23 protein-coding genes are annotated in these 23,918 nt (G+C 38.8%); 7 read left to right on the forward strand and 16 right to left on the reverse strand.

Going from position 1 to position 23,918, the window contains the following annotated elements; translation table 11 throughout:
• Positions 1-9: 9 nt before the first annotated feature.
• Positions 10-966, reverse strand: a complete 957-nt coding sequence (gene zipA / locus ACT2CV_RS07295) for a cell division protein ZipA (RefSeq protein ID WP_464972873.1) — start codon at positions 964-966, stop codon at positions 10-12.
• Between the two features lie 133 nt (positions 967-1,099).
• Here zipA and cysZ point away from each other — a divergent pair, with 133 nt between their 5' ends.
• Entirely contained in the window at positions 1,100-1,951 is an 852-nt protein-coding gene (gene cysZ, locus ACT2CV_RS07300) for a sulfate transporter CysZ (protein ID WP_464972874.1), read from the forward strand.
• A gap of 23 nt (positions 1,952-1,974) precedes the next feature.
• Here the strand turns inward: cysZ and pilW are convergent, their stop codons facing one another.
• The 11 genes from pilW to ccmA form a co-directional block, all read right to left on the reverse strand.
• Entirely contained in the window at positions 1,975-2,502 is a 528-nt protein-coding gene (gene pilW, locus ACT2CV_RS07305) for a type IV pilus biogenesis/stability protein PilW (RefSeq protein ID WP_464974026.1), read from the reverse strand.
• A 53-nt stretch (positions 2,503-2,555) separates the two neighbouring features.
• Positions 2,556-3,671 carry a dual-specificity RNA methyltransferase RlmN gene (rlmN, locus tag ACT2CV_RS07310; protein ID WP_464972875.1) on the reverse strand — a complete coding sequence of 372 codons (1,116 nt, stop codon included), beginning with the start codon at positions 3,669-3,671 and terminating at the stop codon, positions 2,556-2,558.
• A gap of 141 nt (positions 3,672-3,812) precedes the next feature.
• Positions 3,813-4,721 (reverse strand): c-type cytochrome biogenesis protein CcmI, encoded by a 909-nt coding sequence (gene ccmI / locus ACT2CV_RS07315; protein ID WP_464972876.1) that lies wholly within the window; start codon positions 4,719-4,721, stop codon positions 3,813-3,815.
• Positions 4,718-5,185, reverse strand: a complete 468-nt coding sequence (locus tag ACT2CV_RS07320; protein WP_464972877.1) for a cytochrome c-type biogenesis protein — start codon at positions 5,183-5,185, stop codon at positions 4,718-4,720. The genes ccmI and ACT2CV_RS07320 overlap by 4 nt, the downstream gene beginning before the upstream one ends.
• Positions 5,185-5,730, reverse strand: coding sequence for a DsbE family thiol:disulfide interchange protein (locus ACT2CV_RS07325; RefSeq protein ID WP_464972878.1), 546 nt, complete (start codon positions 5,728-5,730; stop codon positions 5,185-5,187). The genes ACT2CV_RS07320 and ACT2CV_RS07325 overlap by 1 nt, the downstream gene beginning before the upstream one ends.
• Positions 5,731-5,774: 44 nt before the next feature.
• Positions 5,775-7,721: a heme lyase CcmF/NrfE family subunit gene (locus ACT2CV_RS07330; protein ID WP_464972879.1), complete on the reverse strand. Its 1,947-nt coding sequence runs from the start codon at positions 7,719-7,721 to the stop codon at positions 5,775-5,777.
• The gene (gene ccmE, locus ACT2CV_RS07335; protein ID WP_464972880.1) at positions 7,718-8,248 is read right to left on the reverse strand and encodes a cytochrome c maturation protein CcmE; all 531 of its coding nucleotides are present in this window, start codon (positions 8,246-8,248) and stop codon (positions 7,718-7,720) included. Before ccmE ends, ACT2CV_RS07330 begins: the two co-directional genes overlap by 4 nt.
• Positions 8,245-8,448 carry a heme exporter protein CcmD gene (gene ccmD / locus ACT2CV_RS07340; RefSeq protein WP_464972881.1) on the reverse strand — a complete coding sequence of 68 codons (204 nt, stop codon included), beginning with the start codon at positions 8,446-8,448 and terminating at the stop codon, positions 8,245-8,247. The genes ccmE and ccmD overlap by 4 nt, the downstream gene beginning before the upstream one ends.
• A gap of 45 nt (positions 8,449-8,493) precedes the next feature.
• Positions 8,494-9,225 carry a heme ABC transporter permease gene (locus ACT2CV_RS07345; RefSeq protein ID WP_464972882.1) on the reverse strand — a complete coding sequence of 244 codons (732 nt, stop codon included), beginning with the start codon at positions 9,223-9,225 and terminating at the stop codon, positions 8,494-8,496.
• Positions 9,226-9,241: 16 nt separating this feature from the next.
• On the reverse strand, positions 9,242-9,907 hold the full coding sequence (gene ccmB / locus ACT2CV_RS07350) for a heme exporter protein CcmB (RefSeq protein ID WP_464972883.1): 666 nt from the start codon (positions 9,905-9,907) through the stop codon (positions 9,242-9,244).
• Entirely contained in the window at positions 9,904-10,542 is a 639-nt protein-coding gene (gene ccmA, locus ACT2CV_RS07355; RefSeq protein ID WP_464974027.1) for a cytochrome c biogenesis heme-transporting ATPase CcmA, read from the reverse strand. The genes ccmB and ccmA overlap by 4 nt, the downstream gene beginning before the upstream one ends.
• Positions 10,543-11,092: 550 nt before the next feature.
• Between ccmA and leuA the strand changes: the two genes are divergently transcribed.
• From leuA to ACT2CV_RS07380, 5 genes are all read left to right on the forward strand, one after another.
• On the forward strand, positions 11,093-12,649 hold the full coding sequence (leuA, locus tag ACT2CV_RS07360) for a 2-isopropylmalate synthase (protein ID WP_464972884.1): 1,557 nt from the start codon (positions 11,093-11,095) through the stop codon (positions 12,647-12,649).
• An 81-nt stretch (positions 12,650-12,730) separates the two neighbouring features.
• Positions 12,731-13,810, forward strand: a complete 1,080-nt coding sequence (leuB, locus tag ACT2CV_RS07365) for a 3-isopropylmalate dehydrogenase (protein ID WP_464972885.1) — start codon at positions 12,731-12,733, stop codon at positions 13,808-13,810.
• 138 nt (positions 13,811-13,948) lie between these two features.
• Entirely contained in the window at positions 13,949-15,358 is a 1,410-nt protein-coding gene (gene leuC, locus ACT2CV_RS07370) for a 3-isopropylmalate dehydratase large subunit (protein WP_464972886.1), read from the forward strand.
• Between the two features lie 9 nt (positions 15,359-15,367).
• Positions 15,368-15,970 (forward strand): 3-isopropylmalate dehydratase small subunit, encoded by a 603-nt coding sequence (gene leuD / locus ACT2CV_RS07375; RefSeq protein ID WP_464972887.1) that lies wholly within the window; start codon positions 15,368-15,370, stop codon positions 15,968-15,970.
• A 275-nt stretch (positions 15,971-16,245) separates the two neighbouring features.
• Positions 16,246-17,241: an amidohydrolase family protein gene (locus tag ACT2CV_RS07380; protein WP_464972888.1), complete on the forward strand. Its 996-nt coding sequence runs from the start codon at positions 16,246-16,248 to the stop codon at positions 17,239-17,241.
• 67 nt (positions 17,242-17,308) lie between these two features.
• On the opposite strand, the gene ACT2CV_RS07385 is transcribed toward ACT2CV_RS07380, so the two are convergent.
• From ACT2CV_RS07385 to ACT2CV_RS07400, 4 genes are all read right to left on the reverse strand, one after another.
• Positions 17,309-18,529 carry a dicarboxylate/amino acid:cation symporter gene (locus ACT2CV_RS07385; RefSeq protein WP_464972889.1) on the reverse strand — a complete coding sequence of 407 codons (1,221 nt, stop codon included), beginning with the start codon at positions 18,527-18,529 and terminating at the stop codon, positions 17,309-17,311.
• 78 nt (positions 18,530-18,607) lie between these two features.
• On the reverse strand, positions 18,608-19,960 hold the full coding sequence (locus tag ACT2CV_RS07390) for an NCS1 family transporter (RefSeq protein ID WP_464972890.1): 1,353 nt from the start codon (positions 19,958-19,960) through the stop codon (positions 18,608-18,610).
• A gap of 2 nt (positions 19,961-19,962) precedes the next feature.
• Positions 19,963-21,336, reverse strand: a complete 1,374-nt coding sequence (gene allB / locus ACT2CV_RS07395; protein WP_464972891.1) for an allantoinase AllB — start codon at positions 21,334-21,336, stop codon at positions 19,963-19,965.
• Positions 21,337-21,479: 143 nt separating this feature from the next.
• Entirely contained in the window at positions 21,480-22,169 is a 690-nt protein-coding gene (locus ACT2CV_RS07400; RefSeq protein WP_464974056.1) for an oxamate carbamoyltransferase subunit AllH family protein, read from the reverse strand.
• 315 nt (positions 22,170-22,484) lie between these two features.
• Here ACT2CV_RS07400 and allB (ACT2CV_RS07405) point away from each other — a divergent pair, with 315 nt between their 5' ends.
• Positions 22,485-23,891, forward strand: coding sequence for an allantoinase AllB (allB, locus tag ACT2CV_RS07405; RefSeq protein WP_464972893.1), 1,407 nt, complete (start codon positions 22,485-22,487; stop codon positions 23,889-23,891).
• The last annotated feature ends 27 nt before the right edge of the window (positions 23,892-23,918 follow it).

A 23,918-nucleotide genomic window follows, 5' to 3' on the forward strand; every position in this document is an offset into this window, starting at 1 on the left:
TATCGCGAATTAAACACGAGATAAATAAAGTTGTTCTGCACTTTCATCTAATAATTCTTGTTGCTCCGTTAAGACAAAGCCACCTAACTCAGCAGCAAGATTCTTCGCTGTTTGAATCATCATGCGTAAATTCGTGCGTTCATCTCCAACCAATGAAGGCACTTGCATAAATAGCGCAATGCCCACTGTGGTAAAATCTTGCATACCATAAGGATTGAAAGTACCTGGCTGATTAATATTTGCTACACTAAAAATAACGGGACTTGCCACCGTATCCACATGACGATGATACAAATCACCTTTACCAAACACAAAGCCAAAATTATCTAAACAATGAGCAAGAGTATGGCCTTGGAATTGGCTATTTTCTGCCGCCACCACATACAGCATAATAAACTCTTTCGCTACGGTTTCTTGTACAGGTTCTTCCTGTTGCACAGACCATTCATTTTCAACGGGTTGTTGTAATTTGGCATTCGAAATAGGCGAAGACATTGATTGCGAGGACTCCCTTAATTCAACGCGCAACTGTTCATTAGACATATCAATACCTTCTTCAGAGTCCGCATATTCTGCCATTTCTGCTAAGGTTCGTTCTGCAATATTTGCCGATGGCTTCTTAATTTCTGGCTCGTACACATAGGTCTCTGTTGCTTGGCTTCTTGTATTATGATCTGCCTTAGGCAACGTAATTTTTATTTGATCTGCAGACTCAGCAACAGGCATCGGAGATGGTTGAGACGCAACTTCTGGTTGCTGAAAAGGCATAGATTGAACCGGCTGAACTTCTTCCTTAACAGGAAAATCAGGTGTTGCGGTAGCTTGAGCAGGCACATTGCCACGATTAAAATTATTTGCATTATCAAAATATTGCGATTTTTCTCGACGATTCGCCCAAATACCATGTGCGACTAACCCGATTAACGCCAAAATACCTAAGATAATTAAAATTGTATTAAGATCCATTGCAAAATGCCCTACTTCATTGCAGCTAAAATAATCGTTAGCTTACCATATTTATTCATGTTATGGATCTTGAAATTTGCTTTTTTTAACCGCACTTTATAAGTCATCTTCGCATTTATTGAAAAGGACACTTATGTTAGATCAACAGCAAATCAAATCGGGAGTTCATTATTTTCTAATGGGCTACAATTTGATTAAACAAAAAGGGCTACGCCGATTCGTCATTATGCCGATTCTGCTGAATATCCTATTAATGATTGGCTTATTTTGGCTATTCATCACTCAAATCAGTGGCATGATCGATTGGGTAATGGGATTTTTACCTTCTTGGTTGGAATGGCTTAGTTCCATTATGTTTATCATGTCCTTAGGCATGATTCTCGTGTTTTTCTATTTTTCATTTACCATGCTATCCGGCTTTATTGCTGCACCTTTTAACGGCTTATTAGCAGAAAAAGTAGAAAAAATGCTCACAGGCGAAAATCTCGCTGATGTCACTATGGCGGATTTTGTCCGAGATATTCCTAGAATGTTGAAACGAGAATGGCAAAAATTACTTTATAGTTTACCGATCTATATTGCGCTTTTTTTATTTGGTTTTATGCCGATTTTAGGACAAACAATCGTTCCCATTTTAGGCTTCGTATTTGCCGCTTGGATGATGGCAATTCAATATTGTGACTATCCCTTTGATAACCACAAAATTGCTTTTCCGACCATGCACGCAAAATTAAAAGAAAACCGAATTCAAAGTTTAACCTTTGGCGGCTTGGTTTCGCTTTGCACCCTTGTCCCCATTATCAATTTAGTGGTAATTCCTATTGCTGTTTGCGGTGCAACAGCAATGTGGGTCGAAACTTACCGCCCAACGCTATATCAAAGAAACACAAAAACAACTCAAAATTCCACCGCAGTTTCAACGGAAATCAATGGTAGTCAGGGGAAAGATATCATTCCTCGATCTAATACCGATCTGAGCTTATAAAAAAATAGCCTAGTTCAACTAGGCTACTGTCTAATTTTATCTGCTCTTTTCGGATCAATTCTAGCAAGTTCCGATAAACTTTGTTGATAAAGGGCTTGGTCTTTTGCCGCTAAAGCACATAATGCCTTATTTTCATAACTATCGGCTTGGCGATAATAATTTGGTGAATTTAATGCCAATTCAAATTGTTGATATGCCTCTTGAAATTCTGCTTGAGAACATAAAAAAGCCCCATAATTATTATGCACATCGCCTTGCTTGTCATCTAAATCAATGGCTTTAATATAAGAAGCTCTCGCTTGCTGAATATTCCCTTGTTGTTGATAAAAATACGCTAATGCGGAATGCACTAAGTAATAATTTGGTGCATAGTTAAGGGCTTTGTCCAAGTTCTGTTTGGCTTGTTCATAATGATGTTGAGCTAAATAACCTAAGGCTAATTCCACTCGAGCTTTTGCCGCTTGTTGCGTATCAAAGTCCACTTGTGGCACCTGTGATACACAGCCAAGCAATAGAAATGAGCATAAAAAGTGCGGTCTAAATTTCATTATTTTCTCTACTTTAAATGGAGTGAATAACTCAATAAACCGCCTTCATTCTGGGTTTATTGAACCTTTATATCAATACTTTCACCAAACTGTTTCTTAGCAGCAGTACGTTTTGTTCTATCAATCACATCGCCCGCTAATTGCCCACAAGCTGCGTCAATATCATCACCACGCGTTTTGCGAACAATCACAGTTAAACCATATTCCATCAATGTTTTTTGGAAGCGATCAATACGAGAGTTAGAACTTTTTGCATAAGGCGCTTCAGGGAACGGATTCCAAGGAATCAAGTTAATTTTACAAGGAGTATTTTTAAGCACTTCTGCTAACTGATGCGCATGTTCCGTTCCATCATTCACATGATCGAGCAAAACATATTCAATGGTTACCTTGCCATGATTCGCATTAGAAACACTTAAATAACGATTTACGCTATCAATTAACATTTTAATGTTGTATTTTTTGTTAATTGGTACTAACACATCACGCAGTTCATCATTTGGTGCATGTAATGAAATCGCTAATGCCACATCAATCATTTCACTTAATTTATCTAGCGCAGGCACAACTCCTGACGTAGATAAAGTGACACGACGTTTTGATAAACCATAAGCAAAATCATCTAACATTAATTCCATTGCAGGCACGACGTTCGCCACATTGAGTAATGGCTCGCCCATTCCCATCATAACAACATTAGTAATCGGTCTTACGCCTGTCACACCAAAATTACCTAGAATCTTAGACGCACGCCATACTTGACCAATAATTTCAGAGACCGTTAAGTTTCGGTTAAATCCTTGTTGTGCCGTTGAACAGAAAGTACAAGCCAATGCACAGCCCACTTGTGAAGAAACACATAAAGTCGCACGATCGCCTTCTGGAATATACACAGTTTCAACCTGTTGGTTACCCACTTGCATTGCCCATTTGATCGTACCATCAGAAGAACGCTGTTCTACCGCAACTTCTGGCGCAACAATTTCCGCCACAGATTTCAATTTTTCGCGTAACTGTTTGTTTAAATTAGTCATATTATCGAAATTATCTTCACCAAAATGATAAATCCATTTGACTAATTGGTCTGCACGAAACGGTTTTTCGCCTAATTCTTTAAAAAACTCGCGCATTTGTTGGCGAGTGAGATTCATTAAGTTAATTTTGTCTGACATTTTTGCCCCGTTATTACACCTTACGGCATTGTTTATACATAATAAAAGGGCGACATTCTACCGATTTCCGCCCTTTTAATCTATCAATTTCACAAAATAATGCAAAAATACACCGCACTTTTTGGAATGTTGATCACAAAACTATTGTGGTGTGATCGTTTTTTTCTTTTCTTCTTGCTGCTCTTCTAAGGCATCACGTGCTGAACGAATAGATTTCTCGATTAATGCACGTCGGCGATCATCTTCTGGCATAAATTTCAACATCATCGCCCAACTAACAATCGCCATTTTGTAATCTTCTTGCTCAAAATAACGAAACGCCAGCAAGCTTAAAGCATCCATATTGGTATGATCCTGACGAATTACTTGTTTGAGCAATTCTTCCCCCTGACTACGTTCACTTTCATCAGTAGAAAACATTAAAATTCGAGCATAAGCCAATTTATATTGGGTATTTTCTTGATCTAAGCGATGTGCCTTTGCGTAGCTGTCCAATGCCAATTGGCCATTATCCATTGCCATGCCAAGTTGTCCCAATAAAAACCAACTTTTCGCATCATTTGGCTCTTTTTGCACTTTCATACGAAGTGCGGTGGAAAATTGCTGCATTTCTTGTTCAGAAAGTGGATTTGTTTCTTCTTCCTTCACTCGCTCATAAAAATAAGGCAATTTTTCGTAGGATTTCGCCAACATATCTTGCGCTTGCCAAGCGCCTAATTTGAAATAGGTCACGCCCGCGATAATGGCTAGGCTAAATAATCCTGTAACAAACCAAAGCTTACTCACTGATTTTGTGGCATTTTTCAGTTCAGATTGAGCAGGAATATCTTGCAATAAGGTTTGCTGCAATTCCGTTTTGATCTGCTCGCTATTTTCAATTAAACCCTGTTGTTGATCTCGTTCAATTTCTTTTAAACGATCTAAATAAAACGCTTTGTTGAGTTGATCACGCTCTGTTTGTTGCTGTGGCTGTGCCTTTCTCAACAAAGGATAGAAACAAATTAAGGCAATTACTAAGGTCAGTAATCCAATACTTAACCATAACATCATAATGATTCCTTATCATTTAAAATGGATTGTAAGCGTTGACTTTCACTCTCGCTTAAGGAAGTATCTGTTTGGATATTAGCATTACGTTTTTTAGGCTGACGGCGCAATACCATAAACAAACCCAATAACACTAAAATAGCAGGCACAATCCATAACAAAATGCTGGCAGCCGTAATCGGTGGATTATAGGTGACAAAATTGCCATAGCGCTCAACCATGTAATCCACAATATCTTGTTTGCTTTTCCCTTCCTGCAATAATTCAAACACCTTGCCACGCATATCAACAGCGATCGTGGCATTACTATCCGCAATATTATTGTTTTGACATTGTGGACAACGTAACTGCTGAGTTAATGAATGATAGTCTTCCTCTTGCTGCGTAGATTGGAAATTTAGCGCATCAATGGCCGAAAAAGCAGAAACACTAATAAACAAAGTAAAAAGTGCGGTCCATTTTTTCATTATTTTTGCTCCGCCAATTTGTCATAAATCGGTTTTAAGACATTGTTCCAGACTTTTTCGTTCACATCACCAGCATGACGATAATGAATAACGCCTTTTCCATCAATAATGAAGGTTTCTGGCGCACCATAGACACCTAAATCCAAACCAAAAGAGCCTTTTTCATCTTTTAGTACGATTTGGTACGGATTTTTTAAGTCTTTCAACCATTTAATCGCTTTTTCATTGTTATCTTTATAATCTAAACCAATAATCACAATGCCTTGTTGTGCAAGTTGATTTAAGTATTGATGTTCCGCATAACAAGTTGGGCACCAAGTCGCCCATACATTTAATAAAATAGGTTGACCTTGTTGAAAAATCTCATTGCCCACCGCTTTATTCTCAAATAAATCGTACAGCGTTTTACTTGGCACCGTTTTACCGATTAACGCACTTTCCAAAGCCTTAGGATCTTCACCTTGTGCATTGCGTTGTAACTGCACAAAGAAAGCAATAATCAATCCAAAGAAAATAATAAGAGGAAGATATAATTTTTTATTCATACTCATTCATATCCAATTATCAATATGTAAGCCAATTGTCAGCCTTACGCTTTAATGAGTTTACTAAAACGATAACGGCGATCGAACATACAGAGCAAGCCACCTAATGCCATAAATAAACCACCAAACCAAATCCAACGAATAAAAGGTTTGTAATATAAGCGTAATGCCCAAGAACCATCACCAAGACTTTCGCCTAAAGCCACATAGAGATCTCGACTAAATCCCCAATCAATTGCAGCTTCAGTCATAGTCATTTTGCTGACAGTATAAAAACGTTTCTCTGCATATAAGGTTGTTTCCAATTTATCATGCAAATAGATATCCACTTGTGCTTTACCGCCCGCATAGTTTGGACCATTGGCATCGCTGATGCCTTGGAATTGGAATCGATAATCTTCAATTTGAACACTATCGCCCACATTCATGCGCACATCACGTTCAATGCTGTAATTTTGGCTGAATGCAATGCCCCAGATTGTCATGGCAACACCTAAATGCGCCAACGTCATGCCCCATTGAGAACGAGATAATTTGCTGATTCCCACAAAGAATGAATGACGTTCCGTTGTGCGTAATTTCAATTCATATAATGCTAAAACGCAGATAATTACTGACATCATGACACCAAGAATTGCACTCACAGTGAGTTTATCTTGCAACAACAGCGGCAATACAAATCCAGCGATTGCCATCAGGATGACACTAATCACTACGGGCATGCGAATAGCTGAAAATTGATCTCTGCGCCATTTAACTAAAGGGCCGATACCCAATAATAAAGCAAATGGCGTACAAATAATCAAAAACATTTGATCAAAAAATGGTGCTCCAATAGAAATTGAGCCCAGACCTAATTGCTTATGCACTAATGGTAATAGCGTGCCTAAAAATACCACCGCAAGTGCGGTCATTAATAAGATATTATTTAGAAGTAACATGGTTTCGCGTGAATAACGTTCAGCATTATCTCGCGAACGAATTTGGCTACCTTTAATCGCATATAACGTTAAAGAGCCACCAATTACGACAATTAAGTACGCTAAAATATATAAACCACGCGTAGGATCAGAAGCAAAAGCATGCACCGATACTAAAATGCCTGAACGCACTAAGAATGTGCCTAATAAACATAAGGAAAAAGCAAGAATGGATAATAAAACCGTCCAAGCTTTGAAAGAACCACGTTTTTCAGTGACCGCTAAGCTATGTAATAATGCGGTACCAGCAAGCCAAGGCATTAATGAAGCATTTTCAACGGGATCCCAGAACCACCAGCCACCCCAGCCGAGTTCGTAATATGCCCACCAAGAGCCTAATACAATACCAAGAGTTAAGAATACCCAAGCAGCCATTGTCCAAGGACGTGACCAACGCGCCCAAGCTGTATCTAATTTTCCTGTCATTAAAGAAGCAATAGAAAAGGCAAAAGACACTGAAAAACCCACATAGCCCATGTACAGTAAAGGCGGATGGAAAATTAAGCCTACATCTTGTAATAAAGGATTAAGTTCACGTCCATCGACGGGGAAATTAGGGAAAGTACGGGTAAATGGATTTGAGGTAAAGAGCACAAAAACAAGAAAGCCGATACTCACAATGCCCATAATACCCAATACACGAGCAACAGCCTCTTGTGGTAATTGTTTACTGAAAGCAGCAACTGCAGCACCCCAAAAAGTTAATAACCAAATCCACAACAAGAGAGAACCTTCATGAGATCCCCAAACCGCAGACAAACGATAACGCAAAGGCAATTGGCTATTAGAGTTATTTACCACATATTGCACTGTAAAATCATTGACAGCAAAAGCATAAAATAAGGCTAAAAATGCCACAGTTAATGCAATAAATAAGGCATACGTCATTGGACGAGCCAAAGACATTAATTGTGTGTGACCTTTTTCTGCGCCCCATAATGGAAAAATCGCAAGTAAGATTGCTACAGCTAAACTTAAGGCTAAAGCATAATTACCTAGTTCAGGAATCATTTGTTACCCTCTTGCATCGCTTTATCATTTCTATCGCGATCGCTTTCACCTTTCAGATCCGCATCTGAAATGCCCATAGGTTGATGTGCTTTTTTCATTTGATCACCTAGTTCAGGCGGCACATAATTTTCATCATGTTTTGCTAACACTTCTGTTGCTTCCAGCAAAGTAGGAGCTTTTAACACGCCTTGCGCCACAATGCCTTGCCCTTCGCGGAATAAATCCGGCAAAATGCCTTCATATTCAACAGTAATGGAAGGACCAACATCATTTAAGTCAAATTTAACTTTCAAACTTTTCGCATCACGTTCAACCGTTCCTTCCACAACCATACCGCCAACACGAATACGTTGTCCCACTTCTGGTTTTTGGCTTGGATCATCATTTTTACCATTTACAATTTCAGAAGGCGTATAGAATAAGTCAATATTTGAACGTAAAGCATAGGTTACTAATCCTGTCGCAATCGCTACGCCAAAAAGCACAAATAAAATAACAGTTAATCTTGATTTACGTCTTGGGTTCATAATCCACTCCCACTTTTATTTGATTGTAAACGCTGTTCACGTGCTTGTTCACGACGAACTTCACGTAAAATTGCATTTTTCCCACGATAACTTTGCACCGCCAAAAATGCGATAGCAACAAAAGAAATGCCATAGGATAACCACACGTAAAAACCGTAGCCCCCCATATCTAAAAAATCTGCCCAAGTTTCAAAAAACATTTTTATCTCCAAAAACGATTCAAATTTTCACCGCACTTTTACCTTTTATTTCGCCAAATCTTTTACCCAAGGGCGTTTCATATCTTCTTGCAATAAGGCATTGCGATAGCGTACTAGAGTCAACCAAATACTCATTGCCATAAAACCAAAAATATTGAAAATCAGCGGAATTAACATAGGTGTCGCAATAGAAGGTTTCTCAAATTTTGTGATGCTTGCGCCTTGGTGCAAGGTATTCCACCATTCCACTGAGAAGTGAATAATTGGAATATTGATCACACCAACAATGCTTAAAATCGCTGCAGCTTTCATACCTGTGCTACGATCTTGGAAAGCGGAATAAAGTGCCATAACACCTAAATAAAGGAAGAATAAAATTAACGACGAGGTTAAGCGAGCATCCCAAACCCACCAAGTTCCCCACATTGGTTTACCCCAAATGGCACCTGTTGCTAAGGCTAAAAAGTTAAATACTGCTCCAATCGGCGCCATGGCGATGATTGACAAATGCGCTTGTTTAATTTGCCATACCAAACCGATAACCCCAGCAATCGCCATGGATACATATAAACTCATGGACCAAATCGCTGCTGGCACATGGATATACATAATGCGGAAACTATTACCTTGCTGGTAATCTGCTGGCGCATAAGCCAATCCCCAAACCGTACCAACACCTAATAACACAAGGGTTAAGAACGCAAAAAAGGGAACAAATTTGCCACATAAATGATATTGTGTTTCAGGTTTAGCGTAAGGGTGTAACCACTTCCACATACTCAAGTTCCTTTTATTATTGATCTAAACTAATACGTAACGCCGCAGCAATGGCAAAAGGTGATAATGTTACTGCTACCGCTAAAATTGCCCCTAAAATAGCCAATTGACCATCATAGGGTAAATTCAAGGTTGCCGCATCTAATACTGCGGCAGAAAAAATTAATACTGGGATAAATAAAGGTAATACGATAAGGCTCAGTAACACACCGCCTTTACGCAACCCAACGGTTAAGGCAACACCAATCGCCCCTAAACAGCTCAACACTGGCGTACCAATCAATAAGGTTAGTACCAATGCCCACCAAATATGCTGCTCCAAAGATAATAATAAGGCAGCAATAGGTGATAATAAAATCAAAGGCAGCCCCGTTAATAACCAATGAGCAATCACTTTCGCTAAAGCCGTTAAAGGCAACGGCTGCGCTAATAACAATAGTTGCTCTAAGGAACCATCTACAAAATCATCACGAAACAAACGTTCAAATGACAACAATGCAGAAAGCAACGCAGCCACCCAAGCCACTCCTGGTGCAATTTTCGCTAATAATTTCGGATCTGGGCCAATCACTAACGGAAAAAGCGTAATAACAATTAAAAAAAACCAAAGCGGATTTAAAATCTCTGCCTGTTTTCTCATTGCGATACGCAATTCGCGTTGGATTATTTCAATAAATATCATTGTTCTAAAAACTTATATAAATCTAACCGCACTTTTTGTAATTTATCGCTCGGCACTTCTTGATGGCTGGTTAAAATCACCATTCCACCCTGTTCGCAGTGTTGTTCAAAATATTCTGTTAATGTCTTAACACCATTTTTATCAATAGCATTAAAAGGTTCGTCCAAAATCCATAGTGGCGCTTTAGAAAGCCATAATCTTGCTAAGGCAATGCGTTTTTGTTGCCCTGCGGAAAGCTGACTTGCCACAATATCATCTCGTCCTAGTAATCCTACTTTTTCTAAGACTTGCCATACAATCTCATCACCTTGATGACAATGACTAACCCCTTGATAAAATTTCAAATTTTCCCAAGCGGTTAATTCAGGTTTCACCCCAGCGGAATGGCCCAAATACAATAATTGATGATAATATTCTTCTCGACAATGGGAAATCTGTTCAGAATTCCACCGCACTTTTCCGGCCAAAGGCTGAGCCAATCCCGTTAAAATACGCAGTAAACTGGTTTTACCAATACCATTATGCCCTTCTATTTGCACAAAATCGCCTGATTGAAAGCGCAATGTCAAATCGGTAAAAAGAATTTGACTACCACGTTGGCAAGCAAGTTGTTCAATTTCTAGGCTATTCACCATTTTACTGTCCCTAACATTAATTAAGCGTCGCAATTCTATCATAAGCCTTGCGTAACGTATAATTCTATCGCCTCGCAAAGCATACCTCTTTAGAGGTGGATTATAGTGTTTATTGATTTAGCACAAGTTTTTAACATTAACGTGAAAAAAAAATCAGATACTTGAATTTGATAAAATCATAAAACATAAAAATTAAACAACAACAAATCACAAAATAAAATACCAAAATAAACAAACAAAATAGATTTATGTATAATTTAAGGCAAACTCAAGCAACAAAAACCAAGATATTTATCTAAAAAAACATTTGACAGCAATATTTTTACCAGTAATATAAAAACCACTTCATTTATTTTATTAGCTGATTTTTATGTTTAACTTTATTTCTCTTCTCCTCAACTTACGATTATCACATTCCTTGTGCGGTTAAGTTGTGGATGAAAGAAAAAGCATAAAATTCATAAACCCGCACTTTATAACAAAGTTCGGGTTTTTTTATACCTAATGAACCTTAATATTAACGTCTAACTGCTTTTGAAAGGACAATCATATGGCAAACAACATTATTATCTTCGATACCACATTGCGCGACGGCGAACAGGCTTTAAAAGCGAGCTTAACTGTAAAAGAAAAATTACAAATTGCTTTTGCTTTAGAGCGATTAGGCGTAGATGTTATGGAAGTCGGTTTTCCTATTTCCTCAGAGGGCGACTTTTTATCTGTTCGTACCATTGCTGAAAATATAAAAAATAGTCGTGTTTGCGCCCTGTCTCGTGCTGTTGACAAAGATATTGATGCTGCTTATGAAGCGCTCAAAGTGGCTGAAGCTTTCCGCATCCACACCTTTATTGCTAGTTCTGCATTACATGTTGAAGCCAAATTAAAACGTAGTTTTGATGATGTGGTTGAAATGGCTGTTGCTGCAGTAAAACGCGCCAGAGGCTATACAGATGATGTAGAATTTTCTTGTGAAGATGCAGGCCGCACAGGGATTGACAATATTTGCCGAATTGTAGAAGCCGCTATCAATGCAGGAGCGACAACAGTAAATATCCCTGACACCGTAGGTTACTGCTTGCCAACTCAATATGGCAGCATTATTGCAGACGTCGTCAACCGCGTACCAAATATTGATAAAGCCATTATATCTGTGCATTGCCACAATGATTTGGGCATGGCAACAGCAAATTCTTTAACCGCGGTTTTAAATGGTGCAAGACAAATTGAATGTACCATTAATGGTATTGGCGAACGAGCTGGTAACACTGCATTGGAAGAAGTCGTAATGGCAATTAAAACGCGCCAAGATATGTTTAATGGTTTGGATACGCGTATTAATACACAAGAAATTCATCGTGTTAGCCAAATGGTCAGCCAACTTTGTAATATGCCAATTCAACCAAACAAAGCTATTGTGGGATCAAATGCCTTTGCTCATTCTTCTGGTATTCACCAAGACGGCGTGTTAAAAAATAAAAATACCTATGAAATCATGTCACCAGAAAGTATTGGCTTGAAAAAAGAAAAATTGAATTTAACCGCACGTTCTGGACGCGCAGCAGTGAAAGGGCATATGAACGATATGGGTTATACCGAAGCAGATTATGATTTGGATAAACTTTATACCGCCTTCTTGAAACTTGCCGATAAAAAAGGACAAGTTTTCGATTATGATTTAGAAGCCCTTGCCTTTATTGATATGCAGCAAGGCGATGAAGATCGCTTAGCCTTAGATGTGATTACGTCTCAATGTATCAGCCATTTACCCGCCTCCGCTTTCGTGCAAGTGGAATTGGACAACAAAAAAATCAGCCAAGTGGCAAGTAGTGGTAATGGCCCGGTAGATGCTGTTTATAGTGCGATTTTATCTATTACAGGCATGCAAGTTCAAATGTTAAACTACAACTTAACCGCTAAAGGCGAAGGTGCGGAAGCATTAGGACAGGTGGATATTGTAGTCGAGCACGAAGGCAGACGTTTCCATGGTGTTGGTTTAGCAACAGATATTGTGGAATCTTCGGCAAGAGCCTTGATCCATGCGATAAACGCCATTTATCGTTCACAAAAAGTGGCCGATTTAAAATTACATAAAATTACTGGCGTATAAAACTTGCAAAAAACGCACCGCACTTTTATGTGGTAAGCAAGTAACAAAATAGAATTTAATAAATATTTAAAAGGAAAAACAATGCAAACATATAATATCGCAGTTCTCAGTGGTGACGGCATCGGTCCTGAAATTATGGCGGAAGCCATCAAAGTTTTAGATGTTGTACAACAAAAATATCAATTCAAATTAAACTATCGCACTTTTGATGTAGGTGGCATTGCAATTGACAACCATGGAACACCATTACCAGAAAGCACCTTAAAAGGCTGTGAAGAAAGTGATGCGATCCTATTTGGCTCAGTGGGAGGACCAAAATGGGAAAATTTACCTCCAGCTCAACAACCTGAACGAGGTGCATTGCTTCCTTTACGCAAACATTTCGCTTTGTTTTGTAACTTACGCCCTGCAACCCTTTATAAAGGCCTAGAAAAATTCTGTCCATTGCGTTCAGACATTTCCGCCAAAGGCTTTGATATGGTAACCGTACGAGAACTCACTGGTGGTATTTATTTTGGTCAGCCGAAAGGTCGTGAAGGCGAAGGTGCCAATGAAAAAGCATTCGATACCGAAGTCTATCATCGCTACGAAATTGAACGTATTGCTAAAGTTGCTTTTGAAACCGCAATGAAACGTAATAAGCACGTTACCTCTGTGGACAAAGCCAACGTATTAATCAGTTCTGTTTTATGGCGTGAAGTAGTATGCGAAGTGGCAAAAGATTATCCAGAAGTGAAATTAGATCACATTTACATTGACAATGCTACCATGCAGCTTATTAAACAACCTGAATTCTTTGACGTGTTGCTTTGTTCTAATATTTTTGGTGACATCATTTCCGACGAATGTGCAATGATCACTGGTTCAATGGGCATGCTACCTTCTGCGAGCTTAAACGAAAAAGGCTTTGGTCTATACGAACCTGCTGGCGGATCAGCACCTGATATTGCAGGCAAAGGCATCGCCAACCCAATTGCCCAAATTTTATCAGCTGCAATGATGCTACGTCACAGTTTCAACTTAAACGACGCTGCTAATGCTATCGAAAATGCAGTAAGAAAAGTGCTAGCCGAAGGACACCGCACCGCCGACTTAGCAGATGAAGGAAAACCAATTTCAACCGCAGAAATGGGCAACCTAATCGCTCAAGCAATCGAATAAAAATATGAATGTAGAGGCGCCACGCTGGCGCCTACTTTGAAACCAAAGCTATTCTTATAACAAACATATAAAACGATTATTTTAACACTGATACGGACGCGAACATCGCGTCCCTACTTAATTACTCAGGTAACTACCATGAAACGAACCCTCTACGAAAAACTCTTCGACTCCCACATCGTCCACGAAGCAGACGGTGAAACCCCAATTTTATACATCAACCGTCACCTTATTCATGAAGTGACTTCACCACAAGCCTTTGATGGTTTGCGAGTTGCAGGTCGCCAAGTACGCCAAGTGGGTAAAACATTCGGTACAATGGACCATAGTATTTCTACTCAAGTGCGTGATGTAGAACAATTACAAGGACGAGCAAAAATCCAAGTACTTGAGTTGGATAAAAACTGTAAAGCAACGGGGATTTCCTTGTTTGATATGAACAGTAAAGAACAAGGTATTGTTCATGTTATGGGACCCGAACAAGGCTTGACACTCCCTGGCATGACCATTGTTTGTGGTGACTCACACACTGCTACCCATGGGGCATTTGGCGCGTTAGCATTCGGGATCGGTACCTCCGAAGTAGAACACGTTCTTGCCACGCAAACATTAAAACAAGCTCGTGCAAAAAATATGAAAATTGAAGTGCGTGGCAAAGTCAACCCAGGTATTACTGCTAAAGATATTGTGTTAGCCATTATCGGCAAAACCACCATGGCAGGCGGAACAGGACATGTTGTGGAATTCTGTGGTGAAGCTATTCGCGATCTTTCAATGGAAGGACGCATGACAGTATGTAATATGGCAATTGAACTTGGCGCTAAAGCCGGTTTAATCGCGCCAGATGAAACCACTTTTGCTTATTTAAAAGACAAACCTCATGCACCAAAAGGTAAGGATTGGGAAAGTGCGGTGGAATATTGGAAAACTTTACAAACTGACGAAGGCGCGCATTTCGATACCGTCGTTGTATTAGAAGCTAAAGATATTGCGCCACAAGTCACTTGGGGAACCAATCCAGGTCAAGTGATCGGCATTGACCAACTTGTACCAAATCCAGCAGAAATGGTCGATCCTGTTGTGCGCGCCTCAGCAGAAAAAGCCCTTGCCTATATCGGTTTAGAAGCGAATACAGATCTGAAAGAAATCCCTGTTGATCAAGTCTTTATTGGATCTTGCACCAACTCTCGCATTGAAGATTTACGTGCTGCCGCTGCGGTGATGAAAGGCCGTAAAAAAGCCGCTAATGTAAAACGCATTTTAGTGGTGCCCGGCTCTGGATTAGTAAAAGAACAAGCCGAAAAAGAAGGCTTGGATAAAATTTTCATCGAAGCTGGCGCAGAATGGCGTAACCCAGGTTGCTCAATGTGCTTAGGTATGAACGATGACCAATTAGGCGAATGGGAACGCTGCGCCTCTACATCTAACCGTAATTTTGAAGGTCGCCAAGGTCGAAATGGACGTACCCATCTTGTCAGCCCAGCGATGGCAGCCGCTGCTGCGATGTTTGGTAAATTTGTTGATATTCGCCAAGTAGAATTAAATTAGGAGGAACACATGGCAGGTTTTAAACAACATTCAGGCTTAGTGGTGCCTCTTGATGTGGCAAATGTGGACACAGATGCCATCATTCCAAAACAATTTTTGCAAGCTATCACGCGCGTAGGGTTTGGTAAGCATTTATTCCACGAATGGCGATATTCCGACGCAGAAGGCACACAGGAAAATCCTAATTTTGTGTTGAATTATCCTCAATACCAAGGCGCAACTATTTTGTTAGCACGTAAAAATTTAGGTTGTGGTTCTTCTCGTGAACACGCGCCTTGGGCGTTAGCTGATTATGGTTTCAAAGTCATGATCGCCCCAAGTTTTGCAGATATTTTCTACAACAACAGCCTCAACAACCATATGTTGCCTATTCGTTTAAGCGAAGAAGAAGTGGAAGAAATCTTCCAATGGGTTTGGGCAAATGAAGGAAAACAAATTCATGTGGATTTAGAAAAAATGACCGTCACCACAGGCGACAAAGTCTATCATTTTGAACTCGATGAATTCCGTCGCCACTGCCTATTAAACGGCTTGGATAACATCGGCTTAACCTTACAACATGAAGATAAAATCGCGGAATACGAAAAAAATATTCCTGCGTTTTTGAGGTAAACACAAAAAGTGCGGTGTATTTTCACCGCACTTTTTCTATTGATAGACTAGTCTTTTCAAACTGAAAGTTTTATACTATGCCTCTAGTATCAACTCGGACTAGACAGCAATGTTATTAATGAAAAATCAGCGAATTTTTTATAACATGTCAACTCAATCAATCAATGCTTTCTCATTGATTCCATTCGTATTTTCTATTAATACCACGTCCCTATTAGGCATGTATTCAAACTTGCTCATTCTATCCGCACCTATTCAATCATTATGGAGCACTTATGAAAAACCACGTTCGTAGTTTTAAAACCTTTATTCGAGATGAAATTATTAAGAAAGGGGGCTGGGTAAATGCGCATGCTCATGCTGACCGCGCTTTCACAATGACACCAGAGAAAATCAGTATTTATCAAAACTGTAACCTACAACAAAAATGGGATTTAGTGGATGAAGTAAAACGTACATCTACTGTGGAAGACTATTATGCGCGTTTTTGCCAAGCTATTGAGTTAATGATTTCTCAAGGGGTTACGGCATTTGGTACATTTGTGGATATTGACCCTGTTTGTGAAGACCGCGCTATCATTGCTGCACATAAAGCGCGTGAAATTTATAAAAGTGATATTGTACTGAAATTTGCTAACCAAACATTAAAAGGCGTTATCGAGCCAACCGCCAAAAAATGGTTTGATATTGGTTCTGAAATGGTGGATATGATTGGTGGCTTGCCTTATCGTGATGAGTTGGATTTTGGACGTGGTCTTGAAGCAATGGATATTTTATTAGATAAAGCCAAGTCCCTAGGCATTATGTGTCATGTGCATGTTGACCAATTTAACACGCCAAAAGAAAAAGAAACCGAGCAATTATGCGACAAAATTATTGAGCATGGCATGCAAGGACGCGTTGTGGCGATCCATGGTATTTCTATCGGTGCACATTCTAAAGAATATCGTTACAATTTGTATAAAAAAATGCGTGAAGCGCAATTAATGATGATCGCCTGCCCTATGGCATGGATTGATAGTAACCGTAAAGAAGAGCTTATGCCATTCCACAATGCCTTAACACCAGCGGATGAAATGATTCCTGAAGGCATTACGGTGGCAATTGGAACAGATAACATCTGTGACTATATGGTGCCATTATGTGAAGGCGATATGTGGCAAGAGTTGAGTTTATTAGCAGCGGGCTGCCGTTTCCCTAATTTAGAAGAAATGGTGAACATTGCAAGTATTAACGGGCGTAAAGTGTTAGGCTTAGATCCATTAAAATAAAGCAAAAATACACCGCACTTTATAAAAAAACGCAGCTCAAGGCTGCGTTTTTCACTTTTACAAATAATTAAGGTGTATTATCAAAAATGTTACGATCAAGTTCTCCCTCTGTATGAGCAACAACTGTCGCCACTAATGCATCATCAACAACATTTAATACAGTTCTGAACATACCAGAGAACCAGTCAATCCCTGCCAGTAACGCAACACCTTCAATTGGTAAACCTACTGTTGGTAGGACAATGGCTAATGCCACTAAACCGCCACCTGGTACAGTTACTGTCCCTAATGTGGCTAGGGTTGACATAATAACAACAATAAATTGTTGTTTAATGGACATATCAACCCCAAAGAATTGCGCAACAGTAATGCAAGCTAAGGCTAAATAAATAGCTAAACCATCACTATTTAATGACATACCTAACGGGTTGATTAAGCGAGAAACTCGTTTACTTACCCCAATACGCTTTTCTGCATCTTCCATTTTCACTGGTAAAGTTACTGCGGATGAGGTCGTTGTAAATGCCATGATCCCCATGCGTAACAATTTACGGATTAATTTAGCAGGGCTGACTTTTACAATCGCACAAGTTAGTGAAATAAAAATCGTTAGAATAATGATGGTAGATACCGCAAATGCTGCTAAAAATTTCACTAGTGGGATAATAATTTCCACCCCATAGTTACCAATTACCCAGCCAAGTAAACAGAAGATACCTAATGGGGCAATTTTCATGATCAATTTGATCACACCTAATAGCACTTCATTAAAGCTTTTTATGGAAAGCAAAAAGTTATTATCTGTCTTACTTTCCGAAATAATACTTGCCGCCACACCAGCTAAGATCGCAAATACAATAACTTGAATTGTATTACCTGAAGAAATAGAAGCGATTAAATTTGTTGGGAAAAAGTCAACGATGATTTGTGTAATTGTTTTATCCGTTCCCTTGATACTAGAAACCAATTCTCTTGACATATCAATGCCAACACCCGGTTGAATTAAATTGCCAATCACAATGCCAACAACAGCTGCAACAGTTGTCGTAATAGCAAAGCCAATGACCGCTTTCAAGCCAAGAGAGCCTATTTCTTGACGTTTTAATGAACCAACAGCTTCAATTACTGAGCCCATGACAAGCAAGATAATCCCCATTTGGATTAATCGTAAGAAAATATCACCAATAAATTTAAATTCCACCAGTAATTTAGGGAATATAAATCCAGCAATAATCCCTAAAACCATCGCAAGAAAAATTTGTAATGTGGTATTACCTTTTATCTTCATAAAACGCTCCTATGTAACATGAGTGATAAAAAAAGTGCGGTGCAAAACTTATTGTTTTTACACCGCACTTTTTGTTAATTATTCAAAGGTCGTTCCTTTACGGAAGTTTGCCGAGCTTGGCAGGGCTTTCATTAAAATGAAGTAAGTTAAACCAGATGGAATTAAACTCACATACCAAGATAAATCAACAACGATTAATGAGCAAAGTGAACCAACACCAATGGCAATGATACCTGCCCAGTTAACGCCTTTGAAGATACCTTGTTTGTCATAGATATCATTCACGTTAATGGTTTGTTTTCTTAAAATATAGTAATCAACTACCATTACAGCGAAGATAGGACCTAAGAATGCAGAGTAGATTTTAATGAATAATGATAAACCTTCTGCTGATTCTGCGGTAACCAGTTTCCAAGGCATTACACACATTGAAAGTAAACCCACCAAAATTGTTGCGTGTGACCATTTCATTTTGAATGAGTCCATTAAAATGTAAGATGGTGGAACAATGTTGTTTAATACGTTAGTAGTTACTTGAGCGAAAGCAATAAATAATAATGTGATGATAGTTAATGCTTTGTTATCCATTGCAGTAGCAAATACTTCGATTGGATCACTATTACCTGTTGCTGCAGTCACTAATAAACCGATTAATCCCATAAATAAGGTAACAGGTAAAATTGAAAGCACATAGATCACACCTGTTGTCACGCCACTTGTTTTTTCTTTCACATGACGAGAATAGTCAGAGGCGTTTAAGATCATTGTTGAGTAAATACCAAGGAATGCTGTGGTTGCAGCCCAGAATGGCATCCCCCAAGAACCTTCAATGCTTGAGAAACGGTTACCAATTTCTGTAGAGAATTGTGTGTTTACCACATAAAGCATATAAGCCAAGATACCAATCAAGAATACGCAAGAAACGTTTTCTAACCATTTAATACCTTTAAAGCCACCGATTGATAAACCAACTTGTAATAAAGTGAATAGCACATAAACAATTGGTAAATTATCAAAACCAAACAAAAGTTTTAAACACATATTGATCGCGCCAGCGCCCACCCAGCTTTGGAAGCCGAACCATACGATTGCAGGCACACCACGTAAAATCCCCGGGATCTTAACGCCAGTCGTACCAAAGCTACTTCTCAATTGAACGGTGAATGGCACACCATATTTGTGCCCCATATTACCAATTAACACTAAGCCAATAGCAATAACAACACAACCAATTGACATAGCCAAAATGGCTTGCGTCACAGTTAAAGCACCAATTAAGCTTGCGCCCATTGAGAATGTACCAATAGACACACAGCCACCTAAGAAACTTGCCCAATAAGAGAAGTTATCCATAATACGTGTTTTGGTTGGCTGCAGATCTTCATTGATCCCTTTCGCCAACTCTGGGCTAAGTACTTTGTTATCAATCATTTTTATTCTCCTTTCATAACAAATTTACCGAAACCTTTGGTTCCGACAACTTTTCCATCTTGAGCAACCACTTGACCACGAACAATGGTGCAAACAGGTAGACCTTTACCTTTTAATCCAACATAAGCAGACATTTTATTCACATATTGTAAATCTTCTGCTTTGATTTCCCATTCTTGGTTAGGATCGATAATAGTGAAATCTGCATCAAATCCAACGCGAATATCCCCTTTTTGTCCATAAATGCCGAAAGCTTTTGCTGGTAATTTCGCCATTGAGTTTGCTAATACAGTTGGGCAGATACCACGTTTTACACAACCCTCAGAGAAGGCAACTTGAACACAGCTTTGAATACCGCTGATACCGCCCCATACATCAAATACATTTTCAATTTTTTGACCAAGAATTTCAGTGTGTTTTTCCTCATAGGTACAAGGTGAATGGTCACTACCAATACCGCTAAAGGTACCATCAATCACATATTCCCACAAACGATCCACATCAGCTTTAGAACGTAATGGCGGTGCACATTTAAATAATGGCCCTTTTTCAATCACGTCATCTTCGGTAAACACTAAATAATGCGCGCAGGTTTCAGCGGTAATATCATAGCCTTCTTGTTGTGCTTCTTTAATTTTTTGTGCCACATCAGGATGGCTTACATGACAAATATGCGCTTTACACCCTGTTGCTTTGGCAATTTCAATAATATCAACGGTTGCAAGCAGTTCTGCGATAAGCGGGCGAGAATCAAGGAAAGCTTTCCAGTCTAAACGACCTTCATTTTTCATGCGCTGTTCTTGCCATTTAATGGTAGAGAAATCTTCACAATGGAAGCCTGCACGTCCACCAAATTTTTGGATACGTTGCATGGCTTCATAAGTTTGACCATAGTTTAAAGAAGCATAATCAGGCGAAACAGGACCAATAAATGATTTAAGTGCTACGCAGCCTTTTTTATCTAAATCAGCTAAATGATCAAAATTATCTGGCACTAAACCGCCCCAGAAACAATAATCTACATAAGCGCTTGGCGATACTTTGGCAATTTTCTTATCAAAAATAGCAGCGGTTGTCAGTGCAGGTTCATTTTGTAATGGCATATCAATAATTGTTGTATAGCCACCTACAGCTGCTGCAGCGGTTCCATGTGCATAATCTTCACGCCATTCATAACCTGGATCATTTAAGTGTGCATGAGTGTCAATCGCACCAGGGAAAATATAATTTCCTTTTACATCAATAACTTCTTTCGCATCCACTTCTGAATATTCGTCTAATATTGCTGCAATTTTTCCATTATTAACGGCAATAGTTCCTTCAAATACAGCATCAGATAACACTATTTTTCCATTTTTTAATACTAGATCATACATCTCTAGATCTCCTTAGAAATATTAAAATAAGTGAGTTAAATTGTACAAAGTCATACCTAAGCACAAATCGGGTTGAGTATATTTAATTAATTTCATCAAATCAATCAAGTATTTTCATTATTGAGAGCTATGTCACAATCTGTTTATGATTTTAAATCAAGAGTGGTTTCCGCTAATAGCTTGGACATAAAATAAATGCCGCATATGGTATCCATTCCCGACGAATGACCAATTTGGTCAAATTCCTGAAAAAGTGCGGTGGAATTTTGCGGAGAATTTTGTTCAAAAAAATGAATCACAGGTTGCGAGAAATGATTTTCCAATGCACAGGTTAAAAATGCCGCGCTAATCTCATTGGTTCTGGCTAAATTTTGTTGAATCGCCAATTGAAGTTCAGCAAAAAGTGCGGTCTGTTTTAGCCCAATTTTATGTAGCAGCGCTAAAACACCAGATAAAAAATCATCACCACTTGGCGTCAATCCTATGCCGACTCCTATTAATTTTGCCAAATAATGCGCAAATTCTCGTTCATTTTGTTGTAAAAATGCACATTTTGCTTGTGCTAACACTTTCCCTACAGATTGGAAAACAAAATCATCTGCTTTATCCCATAACAACAAATGGCGCAATCCAGCTTTATTGGATTGATTTAATAGCTGCACTGCCAGTTGTCTATAATATTTGCAAATGGAGAGTTCAAAAGGCACACTGGTTAGCCTTGAGTCATAAATATGGGCTTGTGATAGGTCAAATTCAATCTTCACCACGCCATGTTTATCCCCATTCCACTGCTGAGCTAATTGCTGTAATTCCTCTTCTGTATAATTCGTCAACAAACTCAAAGGAGACAAATAACTATTTTTTGTTTGTAATGCAAAAATTTTTTTCAAAAATGAGAGGTTAACCGTTTTAGCAAAAATACTATGTACTTGAGCTATTGTAGGCGAATTTAAAAATGTTGTAACATAGTCCGATGTCCCAACTAGCGATATTTTCATGAATCTATCACCTATAAGAAGTGTTATTTATCCTAGTTATCTTTTTACTTAAAAGTAACTATGTATTAGAATTTAAGGAAAAATTCCCTTTTCATCCAAGATCGAATTTTTCCATTTAGTTCCGTTATCTGTCAATAAGAGAGTATTTCTATGTATGATTTAATTGTAAAAAATGGACAGTTAGTGACTCCTGATCGTATCTATCCTGCAACGGTTGCGGTAAAAGATGGCAAATTTGCCGCATTTTTATCGCCTGAAGCAGAAGCTGAAGCAAAAGAAATAGTGGACGCTAAAGGTCATCTTATTTTTCCAGGCATTATTGACTGCCATGCGCATTTAAATGAACCAGGTTTCGATTACCGAGAAGACTTTGAAACAGGTTCAAGAGCAGCAGTTGTGGCAGGTTGTACAACCCTTATTGATATGCCATTGAATAATGATCCGTCACTCATTAACAAAGAAATTTTCAACTTAAAACATGATCGTATCAGCCAACATTCTTATGTGGACTTTGCGCTATGGGGCGGTATTGTTGGAGATTACGATGACAGTCTTGATTCAATTAAATCCAATTCCAATGAATTAGTGGGATTACAAGAATGTGGCGTTGCTGCGTTCAAAGGCTTTACTTGTCCAAATGGTGAACTATTCCCAACCGTTAATTTAGGCAATGTGCGTAAAGCATTAGAAATTCTCAAACCATATAACGCCCTTTCAGGTTTCCATTGTGAAGAATATGGTCAAGTAAAAGAACGTGTAAAAGAAGCAAAAGCAAAAACAGGGTTAACCAATCAACAAAAAATTCGTGAATTCTTAGATGCGCACGATGTATGGGTTGAATATGTTGCAACTAAAAATATGATTGATATGTCTCGCGCAACTGGTGGTCGAGTGCATATTTGTCATGTTACGCACCCAATGGTTGCACAATTGGTAAAAGACGCGATTTATGAAGGTTTGCCTGTATCTGGTGAAACCTGTGCGCATTATTTAGGTTTTACAGAAGATTTCGTGTTTGAAAAAGGTGGTCCAGCAAAATGCACACCACCACTACGTAAAAAAGAAGACATGGAAAAATTATGGGATTATGTCCTTGACGGTACTCTTTCTTGTGTAGGTAGTGACCACTCGCCTGCGGCTGATCATGAAAAAGATAACCAAACAAAAGATATTTGGGAAGCTTGGGGTGGTTTAAACTGTATTCAATTTTTCTTCCCGATGATGTTCAACATGGTTGTTCATCAACGTAATCTCAGCCCAAGCCTGATTGCGAAAGTAATGGGCATTAATCCAGCGAAATTATTTGGTTTATATGGACGCAAAGGGGCATTTGAAATTGGATTTGATGCAGATATTGTCATTGTTGATCCAAATAAACCTTGGAAAGTGGAACAAGAAAAATTATTTACCAAAGGTCATGTTACTTGTTTTAATGGACTAGAAGGAAAAGGGGCACCAACACATACCTTTATACGTGGTCGTTTAGTGGCTGAAAATGGTATGTATAAACAAGATGCGGTGGGACACGGTGCCTTTATTCGTCCAGTAAAACCTTAAACAATTTACTAAAAACAATAATAAAAT

It is taken from the genome of Reella acinonychis (assembly GCF_052384575.1).
Taxonomy (GTDB): Bacteria; Pseudomonadota; Gammaproteobacteria; order Enterobacterales; family Pasteurellaceae; genus JBQSUQ01.

Excerpts from the sequence above, each read along its gene's own strand:
- zipA (WP_464972873.1), bottom strand. The coding sequence starts at position 966 with ATGGATCTTAATACAATTTTAATTATCTTAGGTATTTTGGCGTTAATC.
- cysZ (WP_464972874.1), top strand. The coding sequence starts at position 1,100 with ATGTTAGATCAACAGCAAATCAAATCGGGAGTTCATTATTTTCTAATG.
- rlmN (WP_464972875.1), bottom strand. The coding sequence starts at position 3,671 with ATGTCAGACAAAATTAACTTAATGAATCTCACTCGCCAACAAATGCGC.
- ccmI (WP_464972876.1), bottom strand. The coding sequence starts at position 4,721 with ATGATGTTATGGTTAAGTATTGGATTACTGACCTTAGTAATTGCCTTA.
- ACT2CV_RS07320 (WP_464972877.1), bottom strand. The coding sequence starts at position 5,185 with ATGAAAAAATGGACCGCACTTTTTACTTTGTTTATTAGTGTTTCTGCT.
- ACT2CV_RS07325 (WP_464972878.1), bottom strand. The coding sequence starts at position 5,730 with ATGAATAAAAAATTATATCTTCCTCTTATTATTTTCTTTGGATTGATT.
- ACT2CV_RS07330 (WP_464972879.1), bottom strand. The coding sequence starts at position 7,721 with ATGATTCCTGAACTAGGTAATTATGCTTTAGCCTTAAGTTTAGCTGTA.
- ccmE (WP_464972880.1), bottom strand. The coding sequence starts at position 8,248 with ATGAACCCAAGACGTAAATCAAGATTAACTGTTATTTTATTTGTGCTT.
- ccmD (WP_464972881.1), bottom strand. The coding sequence starts at position 8,448 with ATGTTTTTTGAAACTTGGGCAGATTTTTTAGATATGGGGGGCTACGGT.
- ACT2CV_RS07345 (WP_464972882.1), bottom strand. The coding sequence starts at position 9,225 with ATGTGGAAGTGGTTACACCCTTACGCTAAACCTGAAACACAATATCAT.
- ccmB (WP_464972883.1), bottom strand. The coding sequence starts at position 9,907 with ATGATATTTATTGAAATAATCCAACGCGAATTGCGTATCGCAATGAGA.
- ccmA (WP_464974027.1), bottom strand. The coding sequence starts at position 10,542 with ATGGTGAATAGCCTAGAAATTGAACAACTTGCTTGCCAACGTGGTAGT.
- leuA (WP_464972884.1), top strand. The coding sequence starts at position 11,093 with ATGGCAAACAACATTATTATCTTCGATACCACATTGCGCGACGGCGAA.
- leuB (WP_464972885.1), top strand. The coding sequence starts at position 12,731 with ATGCAAACATATAATATCGCAGTTCTCAGTGGTGACGGCATCGGTCCT.
- leuC (WP_464972886.1), top strand. The coding sequence starts at position 13,949 with ATGAAACGAACCCTCTACGAAAAACTCTTCGACTCCCACATCGTCCAC.
- leuD (WP_464972887.1), top strand. The coding sequence starts at position 15,368 with ATGGCAGGTTTTAAACAACATTCAGGCTTAGTGGTGCCTCTTGATGTG.
- ACT2CV_RS07380 (WP_464972888.1), top strand. The coding sequence starts at position 16,246 with ATGAAAAACCACGTTCGTAGTTTTAAAACCTTTATTCGAGATGAAATT.
- ACT2CV_RS07385 (WP_464972889.1), bottom strand. The coding sequence starts at position 18,529 with ATGAAGATAAAAGGTAATACCACATTACAAATTTTTCTTGCGATGGTT.
- ACT2CV_RS07390 (WP_464972890.1), bottom strand. The coding sequence starts at position 19,960 with ATGATTGATAACAAAGTACTTAGCCCAGAGTTGGCGAAAGGGATCAAT.
- allB (WP_464972891.1), bottom strand. The coding sequence starts at position 21,336 with ATGTATGATCTAGTATTAAAAAATGGAAAAATAGTGTTATCTGATGCT.
- allB (WP_464972893.1), top strand. The coding sequence starts at position 22,485 with ATGTATGATTTAATTGTAAAAAATGGACAGTTAGTGACTCCTGATCGT.